Annotated in this window: 21 protein-coding genes; 15 read left to right on the top strand and 6 right to left on the bottom strand. The window is 73.2% G+C overall.

Annotated elements, in window-relative coordinates; translation table 11 throughout:
* Nucleotides 1-230: 230 nt before the first annotated feature.
* On the top strand, nt 231-419 hold the full coding sequence (locus tag H9641_RS14770) for a hypothetical protein (protein ID WP_191805102.1): 189 nt from the start codon (nt 231-233) through the stop codon (nt 417-419).
* 207 nt (nt 420-626) lie between these two features.
* On the opposite strand, the gene H9641_RS14775 is transcribed toward H9641_RS14770, so the two are convergent.
* Nucleotides 627-2,870 carry a S9 family peptidase gene (locus H9641_RS14775; RefSeq protein ID WP_318244615.1) on the bottom strand — a complete coding sequence of 748 codons (2,244 nt, stop codon included), beginning with the start codon at nt 2,868-2,870 and terminating at the stop codon, nt 627-629.
* Between the two features lie 62 nt (nt 2,871-2,932).
* On the opposite strand from H9641_RS14775, the gene H9641_RS14780 reads away from it, so the two are divergent.
* Entirely contained in the window at nt 2,933-3,397 is a 465-nt protein-coding gene (locus H9641_RS14780) for a hypothetical protein (RefSeq protein ID WP_191805104.1), read from the top strand.
* A 160-nt stretch (nt 3,398-3,557) separates the two neighbouring features.
* On the opposite strand, the gene H9641_RS14785 is transcribed toward H9641_RS14780, so the two are convergent.
* Nucleotides 3,558-4,352 carry a phosphonatase-like hydrolase gene (locus H9641_RS14785; protein WP_225220541.1) on the bottom strand — a complete coding sequence of 265 codons (795 nt, stop codon included), beginning with the start codon at nt 4,350-4,352 and terminating at the stop codon, nt 3,558-3,560.
* Complete coding sequence (locus H9641_RS14790) at nt 4,349-5,344, bottom strand: GntR family transcriptional regulator (RefSeq protein WP_191805106.1); 996 nt, start codon at nt 5,342-5,344, stop codon at nt 4,349-4,351. Before H9641_RS14790 ends, H9641_RS14785 begins: the two co-directional genes overlap by 4 nt.
* 166 nt (nt 5,345-5,510) lie before the next feature.
* On the opposite strand from H9641_RS14790, the gene H9641_RS14795 reads away from it, so the two are divergent.
* The 6 genes from H9641_RS14795 (at nt 5,511) to H9641_RS14820 (ending at nt 11,188) form a co-directional block, all read left to right on the top strand.
* The gene (locus H9641_RS14795) at nt 5,511-6,800 is read left to right on the top strand and encodes a TIGR03364 family FAD-dependent oxidoreductase (RefSeq protein WP_318244616.1); all 1,290 of its coding nucleotides are present in this window, start codon (nt 5,511-5,513) and stop codon (nt 6,798-6,800) included.
* 68 nt (nt 6,801-6,868) lie between these two features.
* Nucleotides 6,869-7,795 (top strand): phosphate/phosphite/phosphonate ABC transporter substrate-binding protein, encoded by a 927-nt coding sequence (locus H9641_RS14800; protein ID WP_191805108.1) that lies wholly within the window; start codon nt 6,869-6,871, stop codon nt 7,793-7,795.
* A 141-nt stretch (nt 7,796-7,936) separates the two neighbouring features.
* On the top strand, nt 7,937-8,857 hold the full coding sequence (locus H9641_RS14805; protein ID WP_225220542.1) for a phosphonate ABC transporter ATP-binding protein: 921 nt from the start codon (nt 7,937-7,939) through the stop codon (nt 8,855-8,857).
* A complete protein-coding gene (gene phnE, locus H9641_RS14810; RefSeq protein WP_191805110.1) occupies nt 8,854-9,735 on the top strand; it encodes a phosphonate ABC transporter, permease protein PhnE in 882 nt (293 codons plus the stop codon). The genes H9641_RS14805 and phnE overlap by 4 nt, the downstream gene beginning before the upstream one ends.
* 311 nt (nt 9,736-10,046) lie before the next feature.
* Complete coding sequence (locus H9641_RS14815) at nt 10,047-10,640, top strand: hypothetical protein (RefSeq protein WP_191805112.1); 594 nt, start codon at nt 10,047-10,049, stop codon at nt 10,638-10,640.
* Nucleotides 10,637-11,188: an OmpA family protein gene (locus H9641_RS14820; protein ID WP_191805114.1), complete on the top strand. Its 552-nt coding sequence runs from the start codon at nt 10,637-10,639 to the stop codon at nt 11,186-11,188. Before H9641_RS14815 ends, H9641_RS14820 begins: the two co-directional genes overlap by 4 nt.
* Nucleotides 11,189-11,309: 121 nt before the next feature.
* On the opposite strand, the gene H9641_RS14825 is transcribed toward H9641_RS14820, so the two are convergent.
* Nucleotides 11,310-12,239 (bottom strand): type IV toxin-antitoxin system AbiEi family antitoxin domain-containing protein, encoded by a 930-nt coding sequence (locus H9641_RS14825; protein ID WP_191805116.1) that lies wholly within the window; start codon nt 12,237-12,239, stop codon nt 11,310-11,312.
* Nucleotides 12,240-12,434: 195 nt separating this feature from the next.
* Nucleotides 12,435-14,750 carry a cytochrome c oxidase assembly protein gene (locus tag H9641_RS14830; RefSeq protein ID WP_318244617.1) on the bottom strand — a complete coding sequence of 772 codons (2,316 nt, stop codon included), beginning with the start codon at nt 14,748-14,750 and terminating at the stop codon, nt 12,435-12,437.
* 248 nt (nt 14,751-14,998) lie between these two features.
* On the opposite strand from H9641_RS14830, the gene H9641_RS14835 reads away from it, so the two are divergent.
* Genes H9641_RS14835 through H9641_RS14860 form a run of 6 tightly spaced genes read left to right on the top strand, consistent with a single transcriptional unit; the run spans nt 14,999 to nt 20,712 of the window.
* A complete protein-coding gene (locus H9641_RS14835) occupies nt 14,999-15,997 on the top strand; it encodes an AAA family ATPase (protein ID WP_191805118.1) in 999 nt (332 codons plus the stop codon).
* A 10-nt stretch (nt 15,998-16,007) separates the two neighbouring features.
* Entirely contained in the window at nt 16,008-16,934 is a 927-nt protein-coding gene (locus H9641_RS14840) for a DUF58 domain-containing protein (RefSeq protein WP_191805120.1), read from the top strand.
* Complete coding sequence (locus H9641_RS14845) at nt 16,921-17,439, top strand: hypothetical protein (protein ID WP_191805122.1); 519 nt, start codon at nt 16,921-16,923, stop codon at nt 17,437-17,439. The genes H9641_RS14840 and H9641_RS14845 overlap by 14 nt, the downstream gene beginning before the upstream one ends.
* Nucleotides 17,433-18,539: a vWA domain-containing protein gene (locus tag H9641_RS14850; RefSeq protein ID WP_191805123.1), complete on the top strand. Its 1,107-nt coding sequence runs from the start codon at nt 17,433-17,435 to the stop codon at nt 18,537-18,539. The genes H9641_RS14845 and H9641_RS14850 overlap by 7 nt, the downstream gene beginning before the upstream one ends.
* Complete coding sequence (locus tag H9641_RS14855) at nt 18,536-19,588, top strand: vWA domain-containing protein (protein ID WP_191805124.1); 1,053 nt, start codon at nt 18,536-18,538, stop codon at nt 19,586-19,588. Before H9641_RS14850 ends, H9641_RS14855 begins: the two co-directional genes overlap by 4 nt.
* On the top strand, nt 19,585-20,712 hold the full coding sequence (locus H9641_RS14860) for a proline-rich domain-containing protein (protein WP_191805125.1): 1,128 nt from the start codon (nt 19,585-19,587) through the stop codon (nt 20,710-20,712). The genes H9641_RS14855 and H9641_RS14860 overlap by 4 nt, the downstream gene beginning before the upstream one ends.
* A gap of 24 nt (nt 20,713-20,736) precedes the next feature.
* Here the strand turns inward: H9641_RS14860 and soxR are convergent, their stop codons facing one another.
* Nucleotides 20,737-21,207, bottom strand: coding sequence for a redox-sensitive transcriptional activator SoxR (gene soxR, locus H9641_RS14865; RefSeq protein ID WP_191805126.1), 471 nt, complete (start codon nt 21,205-21,207; stop codon nt 20,737-20,739).
* A 152-nt stretch (nt 21,208-21,359) separates the two neighbouring features.
* Between soxR and H9641_RS14870 the strand changes: the two genes are divergently transcribed.
* On the top strand, nt 21,360-22,919 hold the full coding sequence (locus tag H9641_RS14870; protein WP_225220543.1) for an MFS transporter: 1,560 nt from the start codon (nt 21,360-21,362) through the stop codon (nt 22,917-22,919).
* Nucleotides 22,920-22,954 lie beyond the last annotated feature (35 nt).

The following is a 22,954-nucleotide window of genomic DNA, read 5'->3' on the forward strand; positions in this document are numbered from 1 at the left end:
AGGTTGTGGTCGTGATGGGCTCCATCACTACCACAACCTCGTTCTCGGCAGACCTCGTTCTCGGCAGACCTCGTTCTCGACAGGGACCGGCGCCCGGACCTCGCCTCAGGGCCGTGCCCAGGATGCTCAGCCCCCGGAAGTCGGTCTCACCGGGTGCGACCCCGGCGTCCGGGTGCATCCTGGGAGGAAGGGGTTCCGCCCCGGAGCTCCCCGGTCAGGGAGGAGTCGACATGTCCGGCCTCATGCTCGCCAGCAACGTCGATGCTGCGATCTACGTCCCGACGGGGTCGGGCCCCGCCAACTGGTTCCTGCTCTTCGGGATCGTGCTGATCGCCTCGATCATCGTGTTCATGATCGTCGAGATGGTCCGAGCCGCGCACGACCGGCACCTCCCACCGCACCGGAGGATGTCGCACTAGCGCACGGGTCGCCCACGCCCGGCACGTGACGCCGTCGGGCCTTCACCCGTGGGGGCGTGCCACCCGGGCGAACTCCCGCCGAGGTAGAACGCGATACGCACTACCTCGCGCACCACGTTCTACCTCGCGCCTCCCCGCACGGCGACCGCGCCTCTCACCTCACGGGCGGAACAGCTCAGTCCGACCCCGCGCGGGGTAAGACCTCGGTCAGCCCAGCGTCGTCGGGAGCTCCGCGGCCCCCTCGCCCGGGGCCACGCCCAGCACGCGCTCCGCGAGGAACGCCTGCACCACCTGGTACCAGACGACCGAGTGCTGCGGCTGGAGCACCCAGTGGTTCTCGTCGGGGAAGTACAGGAAGCGGTGGTCGGTGCTCCCGTCCGCAGCCGCGGGCAGGCCCGACGCCGACAGCAGCTCGTACCAGAGACGCAGGCCCTCGCCGATCGGGACGCGGTAGTCCTTGTCGCCGTGGATCACGAGCATGGGCGTCACGATGTCCGCGACGAACCGGTGCGGGGAGTGCTCGGCCGCCATCTCGGGCGTCATCTCGCGCTGCCAGTAGTAGCCGGCGTCCGTCGTCGGGCCGAACTGGTCCAGCGCCCACAGGCTCGCGTGCGTGACGATCGCCTTGAACCGGTCCGTGTGGCCGGCGACCCAGTTCGCCATGTACCCGCCGAACGACCCGCCCATCGCGGCCGTGCGGGTCTCGTCGATCTCCGGCAGCGCCTCGGCCGCGTCGGTGATCGCGAGCAGGTCGGTGTACGGGGCCGCGCCCCACGAGCCCCAGCCGCGCTGCACGAAGTCCTGGCCGTAGCCCGTGGACAGCGCCGGGTCCGGGAGCAGGACCGCGTAGCCCTGGGCCACGAGGATCCACGGGTTCCACCGCCAGCTCCACGCGTTCCACGAGCCGAGCGGGCCGCCGTGGATCCACAGCAGCAGCGGCGCGGGGTCCTCGGCGCTCGCACCGTGCGGCAGCGCGAGCCAGCCGCGGACGCGCACGTCGTCCGACGCGGCGGTCTCGATCTCGGTCAGCGTGCCGGGCAGGTCGGGGCTCGCGACCGGGCCGCGCAGCGCGGTCGCCGCGACGGGCGTGCGCTCGCCCGCGGGGGCCGCGAGGAAGTCCGTGAGCTCGATCCGCACGGGGTGCGAGGGCTCGAGGTAGCTCACGCGCTGGGCGTAGGCGGCCGAGGCGTCGGGCGCGACGTGGACGTCGGTGAACATCGCGTCGTCCGAGGTCAGGCGGGAGACCGTACCGTCCTCGCCCGAGCCGTCGGGCGTGAAGGCGACGTGGAAGACCGGGCCACGCCCGTCGTCGTCGGCCGTGACGAGCAGGCCCGAGCCGTCGGGCAGCCACGCAGCCGACGTGGGCCACCGGTCCCAGCTCGCGGCGAGCGAGCGCAGACCGTGGTTCGCGCCGTCGCTCGGGTCGCCGTCCGAGCCGTCACCCGGGCGCAGCGGCACGACGGCGAGGCTCTGCTCGGGCGCCGCCTGCGGCGTCGTGATGGTCTCGCGGACGAACACGACCCAGGCGCCGTCGGGCGAGATCACGGGCGAGGAGGCCTCGGCGCCGGGCTCGTCGACGAGCGTGCGACGCTCGCCCGTCGAGGTGTCGACCGCGACGAGGATCGAGCGCTGAGAGGCGTCCGGCCCGGGCACGGACCAGGACGTGACGAGCGTGGTCCCGTCCGCGGACAGGTCCGCGGAGTGCTCGCGCAGCGCGCGCCCGACGGCGGGAGTCACGTCGCGCAGCTCGACGCGCCCCGCGGGGAGCTCGGGCGTGGCGTCCTCCGCGTCGGTGCCCGCGGGCGCCGGGAGCGGACGCGCCGGCTCGTCCGTCAGGTGCGAGAGGGCGGCCACGAACCGGTGCGGCTCGGACGGCCCCAGGTCGTGGTCCCAGTACCGCACGGGGTACCCCGTGTGGAGGATCGCGGAGACCTTCTTGTCCTTGCGGGTCTTGCGCAGCTCGGCGTCGTGGGCCAGGTCGCGCGCGCTGGGCAGGACGTCTGCCGCGAGCGAGAGGACGGGCGCGCTGCGCGCGACGAGCGGGGCCGAGACCCCGGCCGGTGCGGACCCGACGACGCGTGCCTCGCCACCGGCCGCGGGCAGGAGCCACAGGGCCGAGGTCGGGTCGCCCTCGCTGGTCGCCGAGGCGTCGCTGTCGGGGCGGGCCGACGTGAAGAGCAGGTCGCCCTCGGCCGTGAAGGCCGCGCCGGACTCACCCTTGGTGCTCCGGGTCAGGCGACGGGCCGGGGCCTCGCCGGTGGGGTCGACCTCCCACAGGGCCGAGACGTACGCCGTGCGCTTCGCGTCGAGCGTCGACACGCTCGTCACGAGCCGACGGCCGTCCGGGGACATCACGAGGCCGCCCGTGCGGGGGATCGCGATGTACTCGTCGAGGTCGTGGAAGGGGGTGGCGCCCGGCTGGTCGGGGGCGCTCGCGGAGTCGGTGGTCACTGCACCGTCCTATCACGGCGGGGGGCCCAGGTGCGTCTCCGTGCCGGGCGCATACTGGAGCCGTGCCCAAGGTTCCCCTCCCCGCCCTGACCGTGTGCGCCGCCGTCGGGCTGCTCCTGACAGGCTGCGGGTCCGAGCCCGCCCAGGACCTCGACGAGACCGTGCTCGCGGGGGTCCAGGCCGCAGGCCGTGCCGACGGCGAGCTCGACCTCATCAGCACGACCCACTTCGACTGGCAGAAGGCCGTGATCGTCTGCCCCGGTGACGACGTGACCGAGGTCGCCGAGGCCGCGGGGAGCGACGCCGGACCGGTCACGGGCGACCTCCCCAACACGGTCGACGTCGGCACGGGCTACCTCGTGTTCGTCAACAACAACGAGGTCGCGCACACCGCGACCCTGCGCCTGGCCCAGGCCGACGTGTGCAGCGAGGACCTCTCGATCGCCAACCGCATCCTGAGCCCCGGCAGCGCGACGCTCCACGTCGCGCGCGGGACGGGCGACGGCTGGATCGTGACGCGCAGCTGAGGGGTGCGGCCGGTGCGGCGGGTCCGGCGGGTGCCGGCGGGTCCGGCGGGTGCCGAGCACGAGGTTGCGATCGTTCCCAGCGTGAGAACGACCGCAACCGCGTGCTCGGCGCGACCCGGGCCCCCCGACGCAGGACCCCGGACCCGGAACCGCGCCGGCGTCAGGCGTTGAGCCGCGCCACCAGCCCGGGGAGCTCGGCGACCGAGTCGAGTAGGAAGTCGTGCCGCTCACGCCCCAGGTCCGCCGCGCCGAGCTTGCCCGTGAGCACGCCGACGACCGCCCCGGCCCGCGCGTTGACTCCCGCGCGCAGGTCGAGCACTGTGTCCCCCGCGGCGAGCACGCGCGCGACGTCGAGCACGCCCGTGCGCTCCATGTCGCGGTGGATCATGTAGGGCGCGGGACGTCCGAGCGGCACCTCGTCGGCGCACGTCACGGCGTCGAGCGTGACCTCGGGCGAGAGCCACTGCTCGGCGCCGGCCGCGACCGTCCAGCCCAGCACGTCGAGGATCCCCTGGGTCACCTCGCGCGTGAAGCCCGTGGTCAGCGCGACCTTGACCCCCGCGGCGCGCAGAGCCGCGAAGGCCTCCGGCGCGCCGGGGATCGGGGTCGGCGGGTTCAGCAGGTAGGCCTCCTGGAGGAGCGCGGTGAAGCGCGCGAACGCGGCGTCGACCGTCGCGTCGTCGGGAGCGTCGCCCGGCGCGCCGGGGGTGCTGGCGCCGATCGCGAGCAGGGCCGTGATGGCCGCGCGCTTCTCGGCCCCCATCCAGTGCTGGATGTCCGACGACGTCGCGCCGCTCCCGTGCTCGAGGACCGCCGCGTGCAGCGCTTCGTAGACCGCGCCGCCCTCCTCGACGGTCGTGCCCGCGATGTCGAGCGCGACGAGCTCGATCACGAGGGGCCGGCGGGCGGCTGGCGTGGCCGCGCTGGTCGTGGAGGTACTGGTCGTGCTGGTCATGCGGTGGGCTCCTGGTTCGGGTCGGTGGCTGCGGGGCCTGTGGTGGCTGCGGTCTCGGCTGTGCCAGCAGGGCCGGCCGTGCCAGCTGGGCCGGCTGGGCCTGCCGTGCCGGCCGTGAAAGGGTCGAGCCCGGCCGTGGGCGACACGAGCGACGCGGCGGCGGCCGACGCCGTCGGGAAACGGACCATCGAGAGCGACGTGTCCTGGGTGTTGTCGATCGTGAAGGCCGCGAGCTCGGGCAGGTAGCGGTCGTCGGCGTACTCGACCGGGACGCCCGCGGCGTTGCGCGTGGTGCGGCGCTCGCGCAGCAGCGGGGCGCCCGCCGCGACCTCGAGGAGGTCGGCGTCGGTCTCGTCGGCCGCGACCGCGTCGATCACGTGCCGGGCCGCGTGCAGGTCCGCACCGCGTGAGATGAGGTGGTCGTAGATCGAGCCCGTGTCCGGGTCGAACTCGAAGATGAGGCGCCCGACGGGCTCGATGAACGTGTCGCGCTCGACCATCGCGGGGACGCCGTCGAGCAGGCGCAGGCGCAGGACCTCGACCACGGGCGTGCCCTCCTCGAGGCCCAGGGCGTCGGCCGCGACGCCGTGCACGCCGCGGCGCGCGACCTCGACCGTCCGCTGACCGGGCACGCGCCCCACCCCCGCGGCCCAGCGGCTGAAGGACAGGAAGGTCTCGAAGGGCTGCGGGACCGCTCGCGAGCGCACGACCGGCGGGCGCCCCTGCCCCCCGCCGATGAGCCCTTCGCTGCGCAGCGTCCCGAGCGCCTGCCGGACCGTGCCACGTGAGATCGAGAACTCGGCGCACAGCGCGGACTCGGAGGGCAACGAGTCGCCGATCGCGTACGTACCGGACACGATCCGACGGCGCAGCTCTCCCAGCACGTGCTGGTGCAGCGGGCGGTGGGGCGCGGTGGCCGCGTGCGGCGTGCGGGACGGGACGCCCGCTCCGGGTGGCGGGACGGCATGCGGGGACGACGAGGATGGTGCCATGACTTGACCATACAGGCGCCCGTTCCACGGTGGACCGAGAAACGGGTGACGGTCGAATGAACCCGGCACACAGCGCGCCAACCACAGGTGAACACTCCGGAAACTTGTCTGGACAAGTGCCGGATTCGCTTGATCGCGGCTCGGACGGCACGGCAGTGTCCGTGTCGTGAGCAGCACACCATCGCCGTCCCGGGCCGCCTCGACAGGCACACCCGGCACGACCCCCCGCACCGCCCCCCGCGCCGGGGGCTCCCCGTCCGTCCCGTCGCCCGCCCGGCCGACGACCCACCCCGGCACGACCGGCCGCACCGGGCCCGACCTCCCCGCCCGCGTCGACCTCGTGGTCGTCGGGGCCGGCATCGTCGGGCTCGCGCACGCGGTCGAGGCCGTCGGTCGAGGACTCTCGGTCCTCGTGGTCGAGCGCGACGACCGTGCGGTCGGCGCCTCGGTCCGCAACTTCGGGCACGGGTGCTTCACCGCGCAGGACGGCGAGGCCCTCACCTACGCGTTCACGGCCCGCGAGCGCTGGATCCAGCTCGCCAAGGAGGTCGACTTCTGGCTCCGTGAGTCCGGCACCGTCGTGGTCGCGCGCGCCGACGACGAGATGCAGGTCCTCCAGGACTTCGCCCAGGTCCGCGACGGCCACGCCCGCCTGCTCGACCGCGACGCCGTCCTCGACCGCGTCCCCGGCGACCCCGACGAGGTCCTCGGCGGCGCGTTCCTGCCCCAGGACATCCGCGTCGACCCCCGCGAGGCCGTCCCCGCGATAGCCCGCTGGTACGCCGAGCAGCGTGGTGCCCACGTCGCCTGGTCCACCACGGTCCAGGGATTCGAGGCCGGCAGCGGCGTGACGCTCGTGCGCACCTCCCGGGGCGACGTCGTGACGACCAAGGTGATCCTCGCCGTCGGGCACGACGTGGACCGGTTCTTCCCCGACACGGCCCGCACCGCGGGCATCCAGCGCTGCACGCTCCAGATGCTGCGCGTCGACGCCCCGGCAGGCGCAGCCGGCGGGCCGCGCGAGATCGACCCCGCGATCTTCACGGGCACCTCGATGCTCCGGTACAACGGGTTCCGCCTCTCCCCCGCGCTCGCCGCGGTCCGCGAGCGCCTCACGGCCCAGCACCCCGCCCTGATCGACGCCGCGGTGAACCTCATGGTCACGCAGCGGCCCGACGGGACGCTCACGCTCGGCGACACGCACACGTACGCGACCACGCCCGGCCCGTTCCACCCCGAGGCCCTCGACGAGCTCCTGCTCACCGAGGCCGCGCGGCTCTTCGGCACCGGCCCCCTCACGGTCCGCGAGCGCTGGCAGGGCGTCTACGCCTCCGCGCCCGCGCCGTTCCTCAACGCCACGCCCATGCCGGGCGTGCGCGCCGTGTCGGTCACGTCCGGCATCGGCATGACCACCGCGCTCGGGCTCGCCCCGCGCGTGCTCGACAGCTTCCTCTGACGGACCCGCCTCACCCGTTCCACCGACCAGACCAGCCTCTCTCGCGAACCCCCACACCAGGAGAAGACATGCACCGCAGCCGCACCGGCCAGGCCACCTCGGTCCTCGCCGCCGCACTGCTCCTCGGCACGCTCAGCGCGTGCTCGACCGGCACCGCCGACGCGGGCACCGGCACCGCCTCGGCGACGTGCCCGAACGGCGCGATCCGCTTCGGCATCGAGCCCTACGAGGATCCCGCCAAGCTCGAGCCCGCCTACCAGCACCTCGCCGACGCGCTCGCCGAGAAGCTCGACTGCCCCGTCGACCTCACGATCGTCGAGGACTACTCGGCCGAGGTCCTCGCCATGGAGAACGGCAAGCTCGAGCTCGCCCAGTTCGGCCCGCTCGGGTTCGTGTTCGCGAGCGAGCGTGCCGACGCCGAGCCCCTCGCGTCGTTCGGTCTCGCCGACGGGACGCTCTCGAGCTACACCGCGGGCATCTGGGTCCCCGTCGACTCGCCCGTCCAGAGCATCGACGACCTGCCGGGCCACACGCTCGCGCTGGGCTCGACCGGTTCCACCTCGGGCGACGCCCTGCCCCGGTTCGCGATCCTCGACGCCGGTCTCACCGAGTCCGACGTCGAGATCACCTACGCGGGCGGCCACCCCGAGGCTCTCCTCGCCCTGACCAACGGCCAGGTCGACGCGGCCCAGATCAACTCCCAGACGCTCGCGACCGCCGAGCGCGAGGGCACGTTCGACTCCTCGAGGTACCGCCAGATCTGGGAGTCCGACGCCATCCCGAACGACCCCATCACGGTCGCCGGCTCGCAGAGCCAGGAGTTCAAGGACGCCGTGCGCGACGCCCTCCTCACGCTCGACACGGCCGACGTCGAGGCCATCGGCGCGTTCCTCGACGTCGACCCGGCGGGCCCGCTCGTCGAGGTCGACGTCGACACGTACAAGCCGCTGTTCGACCTCGCGAAGACCCTCGAGCTGACGTCCGACGACGTCTGATCCCTCGGGACGGTGCGGGCGGGCGCCCGGGTGCCCATCGCCCGGCGCTCCACCCGCACCAGCTCGCCCGGTCGACCACCACCGTCGACCGCCCTCTCCCCCCGCGGGCTCGCGTCCCGCACCAGCAAGGAGTTGTTCCAGATGGCTTCACACCACGGCGCGGTCGAGCCGGGCTCGCCGCGCGGACCCGGATCGGCCGGGGGCGTGCTGCACCTGCCCGACGGCGTCCGCTCGCCCGGTCTGCACGTCCGGGATCTGCGGGTCCAGTTCAGCACCCGGTCCGAGGGCGGCGAGAACGTGCTGCGCAGCGCGGTCGACGGCATGGACCTCGACGTCGCCGCGGGCGAGCTCGTCGCGATCCTCGGCGCGAACGGGTGCGGCAAGTCGACCACGCTCAAGTCCGTGATCGGGCTCGCGCCCGTGACCTCGGGCGAGGTGTGGGTCGACGGCGAGCAGGTGCACCCTCACCACAGGACGTCCGCCGCGGACCAGCACGAGGCCCGACGACGGGTCGCCATGATCTTCCAGCAGGTCAACCTCGTGCGGCGGCGCACGGTGCTCGACAACGTGTGCGCCGGGGCCCTCGGACGCCTGCCCCTGCGGCAGTCGCTCGTCGCGTCCCTCTTCCCCCGCGAGCTGCGCGCCGAGGCCATGCTGTGCCTCGAGCGGGTCGGCCTCGCGGACCGTGCGCTCGACCGGGTCGGCCAGCTCTCGGGCGGTCAGCAGCAGCGCGTGGCCGTCGCCCGGGCCCTGTGCCAGCGGGCGAGCGTGCTGCTCGCCGACGAGCCGACGTCGGCTCTCGACCCCGCGGCCTCGACCCAGGTCATGGAGCTCCTCGCGACCCTCGCGCACGACGAGGGCCTGGCGGTCGTCGCGGTGCTCCACGACCCCGAGCTCGCACGCGAGCACGCCGACCGCCTCGTCGGGATGGTCGCCGGACGCGAGCGGCTCAACGGTGCGCCGGACGCCGTGACGCGTGACGCCGTCGAGCACCTGTACGCGGCGGACACCGCCGCCCCGACGACCGACGGCCTGAGCGCCGGAACGAGGATCCCCGCATGACCGCCACGGCCCCCGCCCGCTCCCCCCGCGGCGCTGCCCGCGACCGCACCGACGGCCCCTCGCGCGAGCGGCTCGAGCACGTCGTCGTGCCCAGGGCCCACCGCTCGGGCCGGCAGGTCACGACCTGGGTCACCGCCGGGGCCGTGCTGCTCGGGCTGCACGTCCTCGCCTGGCAGGGCACGGGCTTCTCGATCAGCGCGCTCGTGGGCGGCTGGGAGGGCATGGCCCGGTTCGTCGGCGAGGCGTTCCCGCCCGACCTCGACTGGTCGACGGTCGTGGCGCCCGGGCTCCAGGCCACGCTCGTGACGCTGTGGATCGGGCTCCTCGGGACCACGCTGTCCATCCCCTTGTCGTTGCTCCTCGCGGTGCTCGCGGCTCGCGGCAGCACCCCGGGGTCGTTCTGGTACCAGGGCTCGCGCGCGATCCTGTCGTTCTTCCGCGCCGTGCCCGACGTCGTGTTCGCGCTGATCTTCGTGACCGCCGTGGGGCTCGGGCCCTTCGCGGGGGTGCTCGCGCTCGTCGTCCACAACACGGGCGTCATGGGCAAGCTGTGGGCCGAGGCCATGGAGGAGATCGACCCCGGGCCCGCCGACGCGCTGCGCACCAACGGCGCCGGCCGCACCCAGGTCGTCACGCACGCGGTGCTGCCCGCGGTCGTGCCGCAGTTCCTGGGCCTGCTGCTCTACCGGTTCGACGTCAACGTGCGGTCCTCGCTCGTGCTCGGGCTCGTGGGCGCGGGCGGGATCGGGTTCCTCATCAACAAGTCGATCAAGCTGTTCCGGTTCGACGAGATGCTGACCTACATCCTCATGGTTCTCGTGCTGGTGTGGGTCGTGGACCGGTTCTCGTCGTGGGCCAGGGCGCGGATCGCGGTCTGAGCCTCCGGGCGCTTCGTGGTGCCCCGTGGTGGGGCGTGGTCCCTCGGGGTGGCTCGTGGTGCCGAGCACGAGGTTGCGATCGCTATCCGGCGGATTCCGACCGCAACCTCGTGCTCGACTGGGCGGAACCTCGTTCTCGCGGCCTGGCCGGGGTGTGCGGCAAGGAGGGCCGGCTGAAGAGGGCCCGCCGCGGAGGACGGGCACTGACCAGGCCCTGGACCAACGGGCAGTTCTCCCCATGGGATAGATGCGGGTGCGTCACCGATTCTCTGAGACAGTGTGGCGATCCCCACCTCGATCGGAGCACCACCATGCGCACTTCCGCGCACCGCACGATCACGGCGACCGCGCTCGCCGTCTCCCTGGTCGCCCTGACCGGCTGCTCGCTCCTCCCGGGAGGCGAGCCTGCGCCGTCGGGCACCCAGAGCCAGGCCGCGAGAGCGCCGGGCACGAACGCGCAGCCCGCGGCCGCGCCCACCGTCTCGCCCGTCGACCCGGACGCCGTGGTCCTCGAGCAGACGCTCGACATCCCTGGGCGCCCCGGCGACACGGTCCGCGTGGGCATCGAGTCGCTCACCGTGCGGGGCGACCTCACCGAGCTGCGCGTGATCTTCACACCGACCGGGTCGGCCGACGACGGCGGGGAGCGCAGCGTCTACGAGCTCACGGGCGCCACCTCGTTCGACGCCGCGCTCGTCGACCGCGAGAACCTCAAGAAGTACGTCCAGCTCGTCGACGAGAACTACGACGAGATGGGGTCGAGCATCTTCACGACCACCGCGGTCGGCGGCGAGTCCGTCCGCTGGACCGGCGTCTTCGCAGGCATCGAGGACGACGTCGCGACGCTCGACGTGAGCGTCGTCGACTCGTGGCCCACGTTCGAGAACATCCCGGTGACGCGATGAGGCCCGCACGCGCCGTGCTCGGCCTCACGGTCACCGCGCTGCTGCTCGGCACGCTCCCCGCGTCCGCGACCGTCGACGCACCGGTCGAGTTCGACATCACGACCCTGCCCGAGCCGACCGCCGAGCAGATCGCCGCGTCGATCTCACGCTTCACGCTCGAGGGCAGCGTCCAGACGATCGACACCGTCGAGACCCAGGGCGAGGAGACCGTCATCACCCTGACCTCGGACATCCTGTTCGAGGTCGACGGCGCCGAGGTGTCCCCCGCAGCGGCGGCGGCCATCGCCGGGCTCGTCGCGAACGTGCCCGACGGCGCGACCCTCTCGGTCCACGGCCACACCGACTCGGTGGGCGACGACGCGCACAACCTCGACCTGTCGCTGCGGAGGGCCCAGGCCGTGGGGGCCGCGGTCGCCGCATCGAGGCCCGACCTGGTGCTCGACGTCCAGGGCTTCGGCGAGACGCAGCTCAAGACGCCCGAGGAGGGCGACGACCCGGGGCCGGCGCGGGCCGAGAACCGTCGCGTGGAGCTGCGGTTCAAGGGCTGACGTTGTCCTGGTGCCGCCTGGGGTGCCGAGCATGCGGTTGGCGTTCGAAAACCCGCGGATCCGAACGCCAACCGCATGCTCGAGTGACGACGACCGCATGGTCGGCACCGTCGGGCCCTACCTAGCGCCCCAGCATCCTCCGCACGACCTGTCCCACCCCCGGGAGATCGCGATGGGTGAAGCGCAGCACGTCTACCCGACCGGTGGCGACGATCAGGTTCTGTCGGTACCGATCGGCATAGACAGCGCTCGGCTCGCCGTGCACCTCGTGGCCGTCCATCTCCGCCACGAGCCACCGGCCGCTGTCCCTCCGCCACGCCATGTCTCCTCGGAGAGTGGACATCCCGTCCGGGTGCTCGATCGGCAGCTGAAGCACAGTCGGCGGGACACCCTCGTCGAGGCAGTCGAGCCTGCCGAAGGACTCGAGCGGCGACTCTGCGCGCGCGTCCGCAAGGGCCCAGAGCTCATGGGTCCGAGCGACGCCCCTCCGCCCGCGAGCCATGTGGTGGGCGACCTCCAGACCTTGGCGGCCGATCGCGCCGCGGTGGAGTGCCGAGTCGAGGACCGCCAGTGCGTTCGCTCGCGGGAGCTCGGGGACCGCCTGGGCGAGCGCCCAGTCGAGAGTGACGAGTCGTCGCGACCCGACGCGAGTCGTCGTCATCCCGTTGTCGAACTGACGCAGCCGCATCGCAGCGCGGTCGACACGGTTCACGGCCCGCGGGAGTGCCGCTTCGGGCCTGATGCTGGCGGGTAGCCCCTGGATCTCGTGGAGCGCAAGGGCACAGGCACCTACCGCGACCGCCTCCGGTCCGAACGCGAGCAGCGCCGCCCAGGCCGCGCGGCGGCGTCGTTCGCTGAACGACCGTTCGCGGATCGGGAGATTCGACGTGTCGTAGACCGCCCGTGCGATGCGAAGCCAGATGCCCCGTGTGACGTACCCACGAACCTCGCCGTCGGTGAGCCCTGCGGCGCGCGCCTGACGGACATCGACCAGGCCTGCCTGGTCGGCTGCGAGCGTGAGGAGTGCGGGCGGGACCGGGCGTCGAGGCATCGGTCCAGTTCAGCGGATCCGTCCGAGCCGCACCGACGACCCGCAGGCCTTTGTGGACGTGAGGGTGACGGTCAGCCCTGTGGACAGGCCAGCCCCGGGTCGAGCATGCGGTTCACGTCCGTCGAGCATGCAGTTCACGTCGAGAATCGACGAAAACTGAACGCCAACCGCATGCTCGGCACCCCAGGAGCCTGCTCAGTCCTTCGCGTCCCGCTCCGCCATCTTCGCGAGCATCTCGTTGTACTCGTCCATCTCGACGTCGCCCACCTGGTCCACACGCCGGTCGCGCCGCTTGGCCTCGCGGTCGTCGGACCTCGACCACATGATCGCGACGATGATCGCGAGCGAGAGCGTCGGCAGCTCGCCGATCCCCCACGCCACGCCTCCGCCTCGCTGCTGGTCGGCGATCGCCGTGATCCCCCAGTCGTGGCCCAGGAGCCCGAACCACTCGGGCACGAGCAGCGCCGTCCCGGTCGTGAGCGCGACACCGAAGAACGCGTGGAACGCCATGGTCGCGAACAGCAGGAGCAGGCGCTGGGGCCAGCCGGGCCGGTGCGGACCGGGGTCGATCCCGATGAGCGCGTTCGCGAACAGGTACCCGGCGAGCGTGAAGTGCAGCAGCATCGCGAGGTGCCCGACGTACGTCGTCAGCGCGAGCTCGAACGCGGGCGTGTAGTAGAAGACGATCATCGAGCCGGCGAAGTTCACGGCCGCGACGACGGGGTTCGCGAAGAACTGCCCCCACTTCGAGGTCACGAGCGCGAGGACCCACTCGCGGGGCCCGCGCGAGCCGTCCTTGCGCACGGGCACGGCGCGCACGAGCAGCGTCACGGGCGCGGCGAGGACGAGGAAGATCGGCACGACCATCGCGAGGACCATGTGCTGGACCATGTGCGCGCTGAACAGCACGTGCCCGTACATCGCGGGCCCGCCGTTGGTGACCCAGAACAGGATGACGATGCCGATGCACCACGAGATCGTGCGTCCCACGGGCCACTTGTCGCCGCGCCGGGCGAGGCGTCGGACCCAGCGCAGGTAGACGACGAGCGCCGCGACGCACGCGAACGCGGGCAGCAGGTCCCAGCGCCACTCGGTGAACCACCGACCCAGGTCCGGCTCGGGGGGCAGCGGGTGGCCCGTGACGATCTCGGCGGGCGTGGGGAGCGCGGGGGGCTCGTCGGGGATGGGCGGGGCCGTCGAACCGAGGGCCACGGCGACGCCGGACACGGCTCCCATGACGAGCAGCTCGACCGCGACGAGCCGCCAGAACAGCCAGGTCGCGGCCTTCTCGGTCGCGGGAGCCACGGCGGTCCGTGCGGCGGTCCCCTTCTTCTGCCCGACGGCGGAGCCGCCCGCCGTCGTCGCCCCACCCGGGGCGGTGGTCGCGCGGGCCGAGGCAGCGGCCTCCTTGTCGGCCGCGGCAGCGACCCCTCGCCCACCCGTCGTCTTCCCCGCCGGACGAGCGTCTCCCGCGGCGCGCGCGGCCCCGCCCCCGCCGGCCGCCCCACGGGCGGCGCCGCCGCGTCCCCCGCCGGCCGGGCCGACCCCCTGGAGCCTTCGCACGACGAGCTCGCGGTGCGCGAACCCGAGCGCCCCGAGCACGACCATGAGCCCGACCTTGGCGAGGATCAGGATGCCGTAGTCGGTGCTGAGCCCGTCGATGCCCCCGACCCGGATCCAGGCGTTCGCGACGCCCGAGACCGCGACCGCGACGAACGACCAGCCCGCGATCGAGGAGTAGCGCGAGACCGAGGACGCGAACGACGTCCGGTCGAGCCCGCCGCGCAGCCGTACGATCGCGAGGACGCCGAGCCCGCCGATCCACAGGGCCGCGCCGCCGAGGTGCAGGAACATCGAGGAGATCGCGAGCTCGTGGCTCGCTGCGCCCGCCGTGTGACCGGTGTTGGCCTGGAACGCGAGGGCCGAGATCGCGAGGAGCGCGGTCCACAGCGCGCCCGTGGGGGTACGGACCGCGAGCGCGCACGCCGAGGTGAGCGCGGCGACGATGATGACGCCCAGGAGGCTGCGGCCCAGCGAGATCTGGGTGACGAACGCCGCGAGCTGGTCGCCGAACCCGATGCTCGAGACGGGCATGCTCGACAGCACCGAGTAGCGCAGCACGGTCTGCACGACGGTCAGCACGGCCCACGTGGCCGACGCCGCACCGGCGACCCCGAGCGCCCGACGCATGGGTGGGCCGGCGGGCAGCACGCAGGCGGCGAGCACGAGCGCGCCGATCGTGAGCGAGATCGCGAGCTCGGTGAGAACCGTGGAGACGGGCAGGCCCCACCGCGAGACCGCGCCGGGGTCGGCGAAGCCCGTGAGCGCCTCGAAGGCTCCGGAGAACGCTCCGGCGGCCAGGACCGCGAGGACGGCGACGACGACCGCGGCCGGTCCGGCCGCCACGAGCCACCAGGGGTTGCGCGGGGAGTCGACGACGTCCCGGCCGGGGGTGCGCGCGGCCCGGTCGGGCGCGGTTCCTGGGGTGCTGCGGGGGGCGGTAGCGGTCACCGGTCCAGGGTAGGCGGCGTGCGGCGGATCGTGGTATTCCCGCTGGTCGGCCCCTCCTGCGGGAGAGGAGCCGCGCCCGGCGGGCGGCGCACGCGTGGGGACCTCGCACCATGCCCCACCTGTGGAGGACCCGGTCCCCCGTCAGGGTCCGCTGGCATACTGGGCCGGGTTCGCACGGCGTCCCCTCGTGGGCGACGGCCGTGACCACGTCCTCAGCACGACCCGAGCACACGCGAAGGACCTCCACCATGGCCACAGGTCACGGCAGCATCTCCACGACGGACCTGGACCGTGCGGGTCACCTGCTCAAGCGCGTCGAGCAGGTGTTCGACCAGCGCGTCGTCGGGCAGGAAGCCCTGCGCACGGCCCTGATCAGCTCGCTGCTGGCGGGCGGCCACATCCTGCTGGAGTCCGTCCCGGGCCTCGCCAAGACCACGGCCGCGCAGACGCTCGCGGCGGCGATCAACGGCTCGTTCCGCCGCATCCAGTGCACGCCGGACCTCATGCCCAACGACATCGTGGGCACGCAGATCTACAACTACGCGACCGGGTCGTTCACGACACAGCTCGGGCCCGTGCACGCGAACCTGGTGCTGCTCGACGAGATCAACCGGTCGAGCGCCAAGACCCAGTCGGCGATGCTCGAGGCCATGCAGGAGAAGCAGACGTCGATCGGCGGCGAGAACTTCCCGCTGCCCTCGCCGTTCATGGTCCTCGCGACGCAGAACCCCATCGAGGAGGAGGGCACGTACGTGCTGCCCGAGGCCCAGATGGACCGCTTCCTGATGAAGGAGGTGCTGACGTACCCGGCCCCCGCGCAGGAGCTGGAGATCCTCGACCGCATCTCGACAGGGCGCATGACGGCGCCCATCACGGCCGAGCCCGTCAGCATCGACGACGTGGTGTTCCTCCAGCGCCTGGTCGACGACGTGTACGTCGACGAGTCGATCAAGCGGTACATCGTCGACCTCATCAACACGACCCGGCTGTCGGGGCCGCGCCCCGTCCCGGGCCTCGACCAGCACGTGCGCGTGGGCGCGAGCCCGCGCGGCGGGATCGCGCTCATGCGCGTGGGCCAGGCCCTCGCGATCCAGGCGGGTCGCGCGTTCGTCATCCCGGACGACATCAAGGCCGTGCGCTACTCGGTCCTGCGGCACCGTCTGGTGCGCACGTTCGACGCGCTCGCGACCAACGTCCAGCCCGAGCAGCTCATCGACGCCGTGTTCGACGCGGTCCCCACCCCGTAGGGCGCGGTCCATGGCAGACGTGTCGCGACTGGCCCAGGTGCGGGCCAGGCTCGAGCTCCCGCTGGCCCGGCGGGCCTCGGGGCTGCTCGAGGGGCGGCACCGCTCCGTCCTCAAGGGGCACGGGCAGGACTTCGACGACCTCCACCTGTACGCGCCCGGCGAGGACGTGGGTGACATCGACTGGAAGTCGAGCGCCCGCGCGGGCATCCCCGTGGTGCGCAGGTTCGTGCGCGAGTCCAACGTGAACCTGGTCCTCGTGGTGGACACGGGACGAAACATGGGTGCGACCGCGGCGAGCGGCGAGCCCAAGGCCGACGCGGTGAGCTTCTGCTGCGCGCTCGTGGCCTACCTCGCGCGCGACCGCGGCGACCGGGTCGCGCTCGTCGCGGCGGACGCCGGGCGCATCGTCCAGCTCCCGCCCAGGGCCAGCACGCAGGACCTCGAGCTCATGCTCCGCACGGTCGAGAAGCAGCTGAGCGTCGACGCGCCCGCGAGCGACCTGAACCGGGCGCTCGACCGGGCGCTCAACGCGTTCCAGCGGCGCTCGCTCATGGTCGTCGTGACGGACGAGGCCCGCCCGGGTCCCGAGCACGAGCGCCTGCTGCGGCGCCTGCGCGTGCGCCACGAGGTCATGGTCGTCGCGGTCGCGGACCTGTCGCCCGTCGGGGTGGCGACCGTCGGCACCACGGCCGGCCCCGCGGCGCACCGTGCCCTCGGAGCGGTCGCGGACGTCGACGGCACGCTCGACCTGCCGCCGTTCCTGCGGGGTCGCGTGGACGTCGCCGAAGGCGCGGCGCAGGCCGTGCGTGCCCGGCGCGAGTCGGTCGTGGCCCTGCTGCGCACCCTCCAGGTGGAGGCCGTGAGCGTGACCGGGACCGACGACGTCGTGCCTCGTTTCGTCGAGCTGCTGGGGAGGGCGAAGCGTGCCCGACGATGAGCTCTACGCCCCGGTCCTCTACAGCGGCTGGTGGGCAGCCCTCGGGGTCGCCCTGCTGCTGCTCGTGGTCGGGTGGATCGTGTTCGCGTTCCTCTCGACGCGCGCGTCGGCCGAGGAGAAGGCGCAGCCGCCGGCTCCGCGCCTGCCCACGGGGCCCTACGACCCGTACGCGGGCCTGCGCGCCGAGTTCGAGGCTCATCTCGACGCGGTCGAGCAGCGCTACCTCGCGGGCGAGCTCGACGAGCGCGGGCTCCACCTGGCGCTGTCCAAGGAGGTCCGCGGCTTCGCGTCGGGTCGTCTGGGCGTGGACGCCTCGGTGCTGACGCTCTCGGAGATCGAGCGCATGACGGGCACCCAGCACCTGACGCGCCTCATCGCGCGCTACTACCGCCCGTCGTTCGCGGAGTACGACGTCGACCCGCTGGCCCGCCTCGACCAGCACGGCGTCACCCCCACGGGCAGGGACTCGATCGACCGCGCCCGCACGGTGGTGAGGACGTGGTGACACCGCTGGCCGCAGCTCCCGCGGTCCTGACGCCCGGGCCGCAGGGCGCCTCGATCCTGTGGCCGTGGCTCCTCGCCGCGGTCGTCGTCGTGGTCCTCGCCGCGGGTGCGGCGGCCTGGTGGCTGGCACGCCGCCGTCGAGCACGCGCCGAGCGGGCACGGGACGCCGACGGCGTGACGTGGGTCGCGAACTCGTCCTACCTGGCGCAGGTCCCCGCCTTCGCGGCGTGGGTGCGCCGCTACCGGACGCTGCAGGTCGCAGGGCTCGTCGGGCTGCTCGTGGCGGTCGTGGGGGTGGGCACCGTGGCGGCCCGACCGGTCGAGACCGACGTGGTCGTGGACCGGCTGGGGACCCGCGACATCGTGCTGTGCCTCGACGTGTCGGGCTCGATGACCGCGTACGACGGCGAGATCCTCAAGGTGTACTCGGAGATGGTCGACAGCTTCGAGGGCGAACGGATCGCGTTGTCGATCTTCAACTCCACCTCGCGCACCGTGTTCCCGCTGACCGACGACTACACGCTGGTCAAGGAGCAGCTCGCGGCGGGCGTCTCGGCGTTCGACAAGGACCCGAGCACGCTCGACTTCACGAGCGAGAGGGACGAGAAGGACATCCTCGAGTTCATGAGCTACACCGCGGGTACCCTCGCGAACGACTCGGCCGCGAGCCTCATCGGGGACGGCCTGGCGAACTGCGCCCTGCAGTTCGACGAGGGGGCCACCGAGCGGTCGCGCTCGATCATCCTCGCGACCGACAACTACGTCGCGGGCGACCCCATCTACACCCTCGAGGAGGCCGCCACCCTGGTGGCCTCGCGCGACATCACGCTGCACGGGATCTACGGGGGCTCGGACCTGTACGCGGGCACACCCGAGGAGGTCGAGTACCGCGACGTGGTCGAGGCGGGCGGGGGGCTGTACTTCCTCGCGGGCGACCCGCAGGCCGTCGAGGGCATGGTCGAGGACGTCGTGGCGCAGCAGGCCGTCGAGCTCGACGCGAGCCCCGAGGTGATCGTGACGGACCTGCCGACGGTCTGGTTCCTCGTGGCGACCGCAGGTGCCGCGCTCCTGCTCGTCGTGGCCTGGAGGTTGCGCGAATGACCCTCCACCCGTTGATCCCCCTGTGGGCGTGGGCCGTGGTGTTCGTGCCGCTGCTCGGGCTCGCCGTGTGGCAGCTCGTGGCCGCGCTGCGAGGCTCGTCGCGGGGCTCCGTCGGCAGGCAGGGCCCGCCCGCGGGCCCGCGGGGCGCGTGGGCGCGACGCACCGCGCTCGTCGCCGTCCTCGCCGTGATCGGCCTCGGGCCCTCGGTCCCCGTGACGGACCGGGACACGTCGGTCGCGAACGTCGACCTGTTCTTCGTGGTCGACCGCACGGGCTCCATGGCCGCCGAGGACTTCGACGGCACGAACGAGCGCCTCGTGGGCGTGCGCCACGACATCGCGAGCCTCACGGCCGACATCCCGGGCGCCCGCTACTCGATCATCTCGTTCGACTCGCAGGCCAGCCGCCAGCTCCCGCTCACGACCGACGCGCGCGCCATCACGTCCTGGGCCGACACGTTCAAGCGCGAGATCACGCTCTACTCCAAGGGGTCGCTCACCGACCGACCGCTCGACGAGCTGCGCGACGCACTCCAGGGAGCCGCGGCCGAGCGCCCGTCGAACATGCGGCTCGTGTTCTTCCTGTCCGACGGCGAGCAGACCGCGGACGGCGAGCCCCGCTCGTTCGAGGACCTCGCACCGCTCGTCGACGGCGGCGCGGTGCTGGGCTACGGCACCGCGGAGGGCGGGCTCATGAAGGAGTACATGCCGGGCGAGGACCCGGCCGCGGCCGAGTACATCGAGGACCCGTCGCAGGCCACGATCGACGAGTCCGAGGTGCCCGACGCCCTGTCGGTCGTCGACGAGGAGAACCTGCGCGCGATCGCCGACCAGCTGGGGGTCCCGTACGTGCACCGAGAGACCACGAGCCCGACGGCGGAGCTCGTCGCGGGCGTCGACCCGCAGCAGGTCGCGGCCGACGGCAGGCGCCTCGTCACGGCCTACCGCCCGATCGTGTGGCCCTTCGCGCTCCTCGCGGCCGGCCTCCTGGGGATCGAGGCGTGGTTCGCGGGGCGGTCCGCGGCCCGCCGGGTAGGGGTGCGCGCATGAGCGACGACGGCATGCCCCCGCAGCAGCCCCCGTGGGGCAGTGCGAACGGGTCGGGTGGGCCCTCCGGTTCCCCGGCCACCGGAGGCCCGCCCCCGCAGCCGGCTCCGTCGTGGGGCGGGCCGTCGACGGTCCGCCCCGGCGCGCCGTACCCGCAGCCGCCTCGCGCGCAGCGGCCCGGCCTGCGCTCCCCCCGGGCCGCGGCGCTGCGCTCGAGGCGGCTGCGCCGTCGGGCACTGCTGCTCCTCCTGCCGATCCCGCTCCTGGTCGCCGCGATCGTGCTCGGCGTCAAGCTCGCGTTCCTGCCCGTGATCGCCTCGATGGGTTCCGACGACTACGACGCGGGCGACTACTCGGGCGCCGCCGACCTGTTCGACGTCCAGAAGACCATGAACGTCGTCGACCCGTGGAAGGCCTGGTTCAACACCGGGACCGCGCGGCACAGCAGCGGCGACGACTACACCGCGATCAACGACCTCCACCGGGCCTACGACCTCGCCGAGGGCGAGGAACCGATGGTCCGCTGCCGGATCCAGATCAACCTGTCGATCTCCTACGAGACCTCCGGGGACTACGAGAAGATCACCGCGGACGACTACATGGCGCAGAAGAAGGCGCTCGAGGAGGCGCTCGCCTCCCGTGCTGCGGGCGAGGACTACGACGCGACCGTGATCGACCCCTACGGCGACGGCAACGAGCTCACGCCCGAGCAGGTCCAGGACGACGCCACGACCTGGTACTCGTTCGCCGAGCGCTCGTTCGCGACGGCCGAGCAGGTGCGCGGCTGGCCCGGGTGCGAGGACCAGTCGGAGCAGGAGAAGGAGCAGAACGAGCAGTCGGTCCAGCGTCTGCAGGACAAGCAGCAGCAGGCCCAGGACGCGCAGCCGCAGGAGCCCCAGGACCCGCAGGAGGGCGACGAGCAGGAGCAGGAGCAGCCCGAGCCCGACCAGACCGAGGAGGAGCGGGCCGAGGCCGAGCGGCAGGAGAAGCTCCAGGAGCAGAACTCCGAGGCCAGGGACGACGAGGACCAGAGCCAGCAGGAGTACCAGAACTACTACGGGGGCGACGAGCCCGCGGGGGGCACGGGCGAGGAGCAGGGCGGCGGAGGCTCGAGCAAGAACTGGTGAGCGATGGTCGGTTCGGTCCGGCCCTCAGTCGTCCAGGCCGTCGACCAGCAACGTCCGGGGGCCAGGACCCTCCTCGGCCAGCACGTCGTGCGGGTTGGCCAGGACGCACTTGCGCAGCGACAGGCAGCCGCACCCGATGCAGTCCGTGAGGTGGTCGCGCAGGCGCACGAGCTGCTCGATCCGCGCGTCGAGGTCCGCGTGCCACATGCGCGAGAGGCGGCGCCAGTCCTTGGCGGTCGGGGTGCGGTTCTGCGGGAGGGTCGCGAGGGCCTCGCGGACCAGCGCGAGCGGGATCCCGACGCGTTGGGAGACCTTGATGAACGAGACCCGGCGCAGCGTCTCGCGCGGGTAGCGCCGCTGGTTGCCGGGGGTGCGGCGCGCCGTGAGCAGGCCCTCGCGCTCGTAGAAGTGCAGCGCCGAGACCGTGACGCCGCTGCGGCGCGCGAGCTCGCCGACCGTGAGCTCGTCGTCGGGGTGGGGCCCCTCGTCAGGCATGATTGCTCCAGGCATTCGTCACTCCGGCCATCGACGGGTCGAATGCACTTGACCTCGACAATGGTTGAGGTTCGAGACTAGTCGAAGCGCTCGACCGAGCGCACCCGTCGCGCGACGCCCCACCAGGCCGGCGCCCACCCCTGCGAGGAATCATGGAACCACCACGCCCATCGGCGCCCGAGGCAGACGTCGCCGAGGCGATCGCCGACTCCCCTGCCTTCGGTTCCCCCTCGACGGCCGCGTCGACCGCCGCGCCGGCGACCGCGCCGGCGACCGGTTCGGTGGACCACCCCCTCGCCGACGCGCCGAGCGTCGGCACGACCGGCGCGACCGGCACCACAGGCACCACCGACACCGCTTCCCGGAGCGGCGGCCTGTCCCCCGCGACCCAGCGCACGGTCATGATCGGCATGGTCGCCCTGGTGCTGCTCGGGGCGTTCGAGGCCCTGGCCGTCGCGACCGCGATGCCGACCGTCGCGCAGGCGCTCGACGGCTTGACGCTCTACGCCGTCGCGTTCGCGGGGTCGATCGCCGCGAGCGTCGTCGGGATGGTCGCCGCCGGTCGGTGGTGCGACAGGTTCGGACCGAGCCCGTCGCTGTGGGCCGGGGTCGGCCTGTTCCTCGCCGGCCTGGTCGTCGCGGGGCTCGCCCCGACCATGGAGGTCTTCGTCGCCGGGCGCGTGGTGCAGGGGCTGGGCACCGGGATGTACATCGTCGCGCTGTACGTGCTCGTCGCCCGGGTGTTCCCCGAGGACCGTCGCCCGTCCGTGTTCGCGGCCTTCGCCGCCGCGTGGGTCGTGCCCTCGATCGTCGGCCCGGCGGTCGCGGGGCTCGTCGTCGAGCACGTCGGGTGGCGCTGGGTCTTCCTCGCGGTGCCGTTCCTCGCGGTCCCGGCCGTGCTCATGATGCGCCCCGGCCTGCGCGCCGTCGTGCAGGACCGCCGCGCGAGCGACACCCCGGACCCTGCGGGGAACGCCGCGCTCTGGTGGGCCGTGGCCGCTGCCGTGGGCATCGGTCTCCTGCACTTCGCGGGCCAGCAGGACGGCGTGCTGCTGTACGCGGCGCTCGTGGTCGCGCTCGCCCTGGTCGTGGTGAGCGTGCCGCACCTGCTCCCGCGGGGCACGGTGCGTGCGGCGCGCGGGCTGCCCTCGGTGATCGCGATCCGCGGCCTGGTCGCGGCGGCCTTCACGGGCACCGAGGTCCTGCTGCCGCTGCTCCTCTCGCACGAGCGCGGCCTGTCCCCCGCACAGGCGGGCGGCGTCCTGACGTTCGGCGCGATCGGCTGGTCCGTCGGCGCGTGGCTGCGTGGCAAGGCCCACTGGGGGTGGCCGCACTCGCGCTTCATCCTGATCGGGTCGTTCCTCATCGCGGGCGGGATCGCGGGCACCGCGCTCCTCGCGTGGCCCTCGGTGCCCCCGATCCTCGGCATGCTCGCGTGGACCGTCGCGGGCCTGGGCATGGGCATGGTCCACCCGACGCTCTCGGTGCTCACGCTCGCCCTGTCGCCCGAGGACCAGCAGGGTGCGAACAGCTCGGCGCTCCAGGTCTCGGACGCACTGTCCGCGGCGATCGCGCTGGCCGTGACCGGGTCGATGCTCTGGGCCCTGCACGACGCGTTCGGCCTTCTGGCCTACGTCATCTGCTTCGGGGTGACGGTCGTGATCGCGCTGCTCGCGGCGTTCGTCGCGCCGAGGACGCGGGTCCAGGCCTGAGCCGTGGCGCCGCCCGGGCTCGGCCCGTACGGCGC

This window comes from Oerskovia merdavium (genome assembly GCF_014836755.1).
GTDB lineage: Bacteria > Actinomycetota > Actinomycetes > Actinomycetales > Cellulomonadaceae > Oerskovia > Oerskovia merdavium.

What these genes read in the sequence shown, in the direction of transcription:
- H9641_RS14770 (WP_191805102.1), top strand. Translation starts at nt 231, where the DNA reads ATGTCCGGCCTCATGCTCGCCAGCAACGTCGATGCTGCGATCTACGTC.
- H9641_RS14785 (WP_225220541.1), bottom strand. Translation starts at nt 4,352, where the DNA reads ATGACCAGCACGACCAGTACCTCCACGACCAGCGCGGCCACGCCAGCC.
- H9641_RS14790 (WP_191805106.1), bottom strand. Translation starts at nt 5,344, where the DNA reads ATGGCACCATCCTCGTCGTCCCCGCATGCCGTCCCGCCACCCGGAGCG.
- H9641_RS14800 (WP_191805108.1), top strand. Translation starts at nt 6,869, where the DNA reads ATGCACCGCAGCCGCACCGGCCAGGCCACCTCGGTCCTCGCCGCCGCA.
- H9641_RS14805 (WP_225220542.1), top strand. Translation starts at nt 7,937, where the DNA reads ATGGCTTCACACCACGGCGCGGTCGAGCCGGGCTCGCCGCGCGGACCC.
- phnE (WP_191805110.1), top strand. Translation starts at nt 8,854, where the DNA reads ATGACCGCCACGGCCCCCGCCCGCTCCCCCCGCGGCGCTGCCCGCGAC.
- H9641_RS14815 (WP_191805112.1), top strand. Translation starts at nt 10,047, where the DNA reads ATGCGCACTTCCGCGCACCGCACGATCACGGCGACCGCGCTCGCCGTC.
- H9641_RS14820 (WP_191805114.1), top strand. Translation starts at nt 10,637, where the DNA reads ATGAGGCCCGCACGCGCCGTGCTCGGCCTCACGGTCACCGCGCTGCTG.
- H9641_RS14825 (WP_191805116.1), bottom strand. Translation starts at nt 12,239, where the DNA reads ATGCCTCGACGCCCGGTCCCGCCCGCACTCCTCACGCTCGCAGCCGAC.
- H9641_RS14835 (WP_191805118.1), top strand. Translation starts at nt 14,999, where the DNA reads ATGGCCACAGGTCACGGCAGCATCTCCACGACGGACCTGGACCGTGCG.
- H9641_RS14840 (WP_191805120.1), top strand. Translation starts at nt 16,008, where the DNA reads ATGGCAGACGTGTCGCGACTGGCCCAGGTGCGGGCCAGGCTCGAGCTC.
- H9641_RS14855 (WP_191805124.1), top strand. Translation starts at nt 18,536, where the DNA reads ATGACCCTCCACCCGTTGATCCCCCTGTGGGCGTGGGCCGTGGTGTTC.
- H9641_RS14860 (WP_191805125.1), top strand. Translation starts at nt 19,585, where the DNA reads ATGAGCGACGACGGCATGCCCCCGCAGCAGCCCCCGTGGGGCAGTGCG.
- soxR (WP_191805126.1), bottom strand. Translation starts at nt 21,207, where the DNA reads ATGCCTGACGAGGGGCCCCACCCCGACGACGAGCTCACGGTCGGCGAG.
- H9641_RS14870 (WP_225220543.1), top strand. Translation starts at nt 21,360, where the DNA reads ATGGAACCACCACGCCCATCGGCGCCCGAGGCAGACGTCGCCGAGGCG.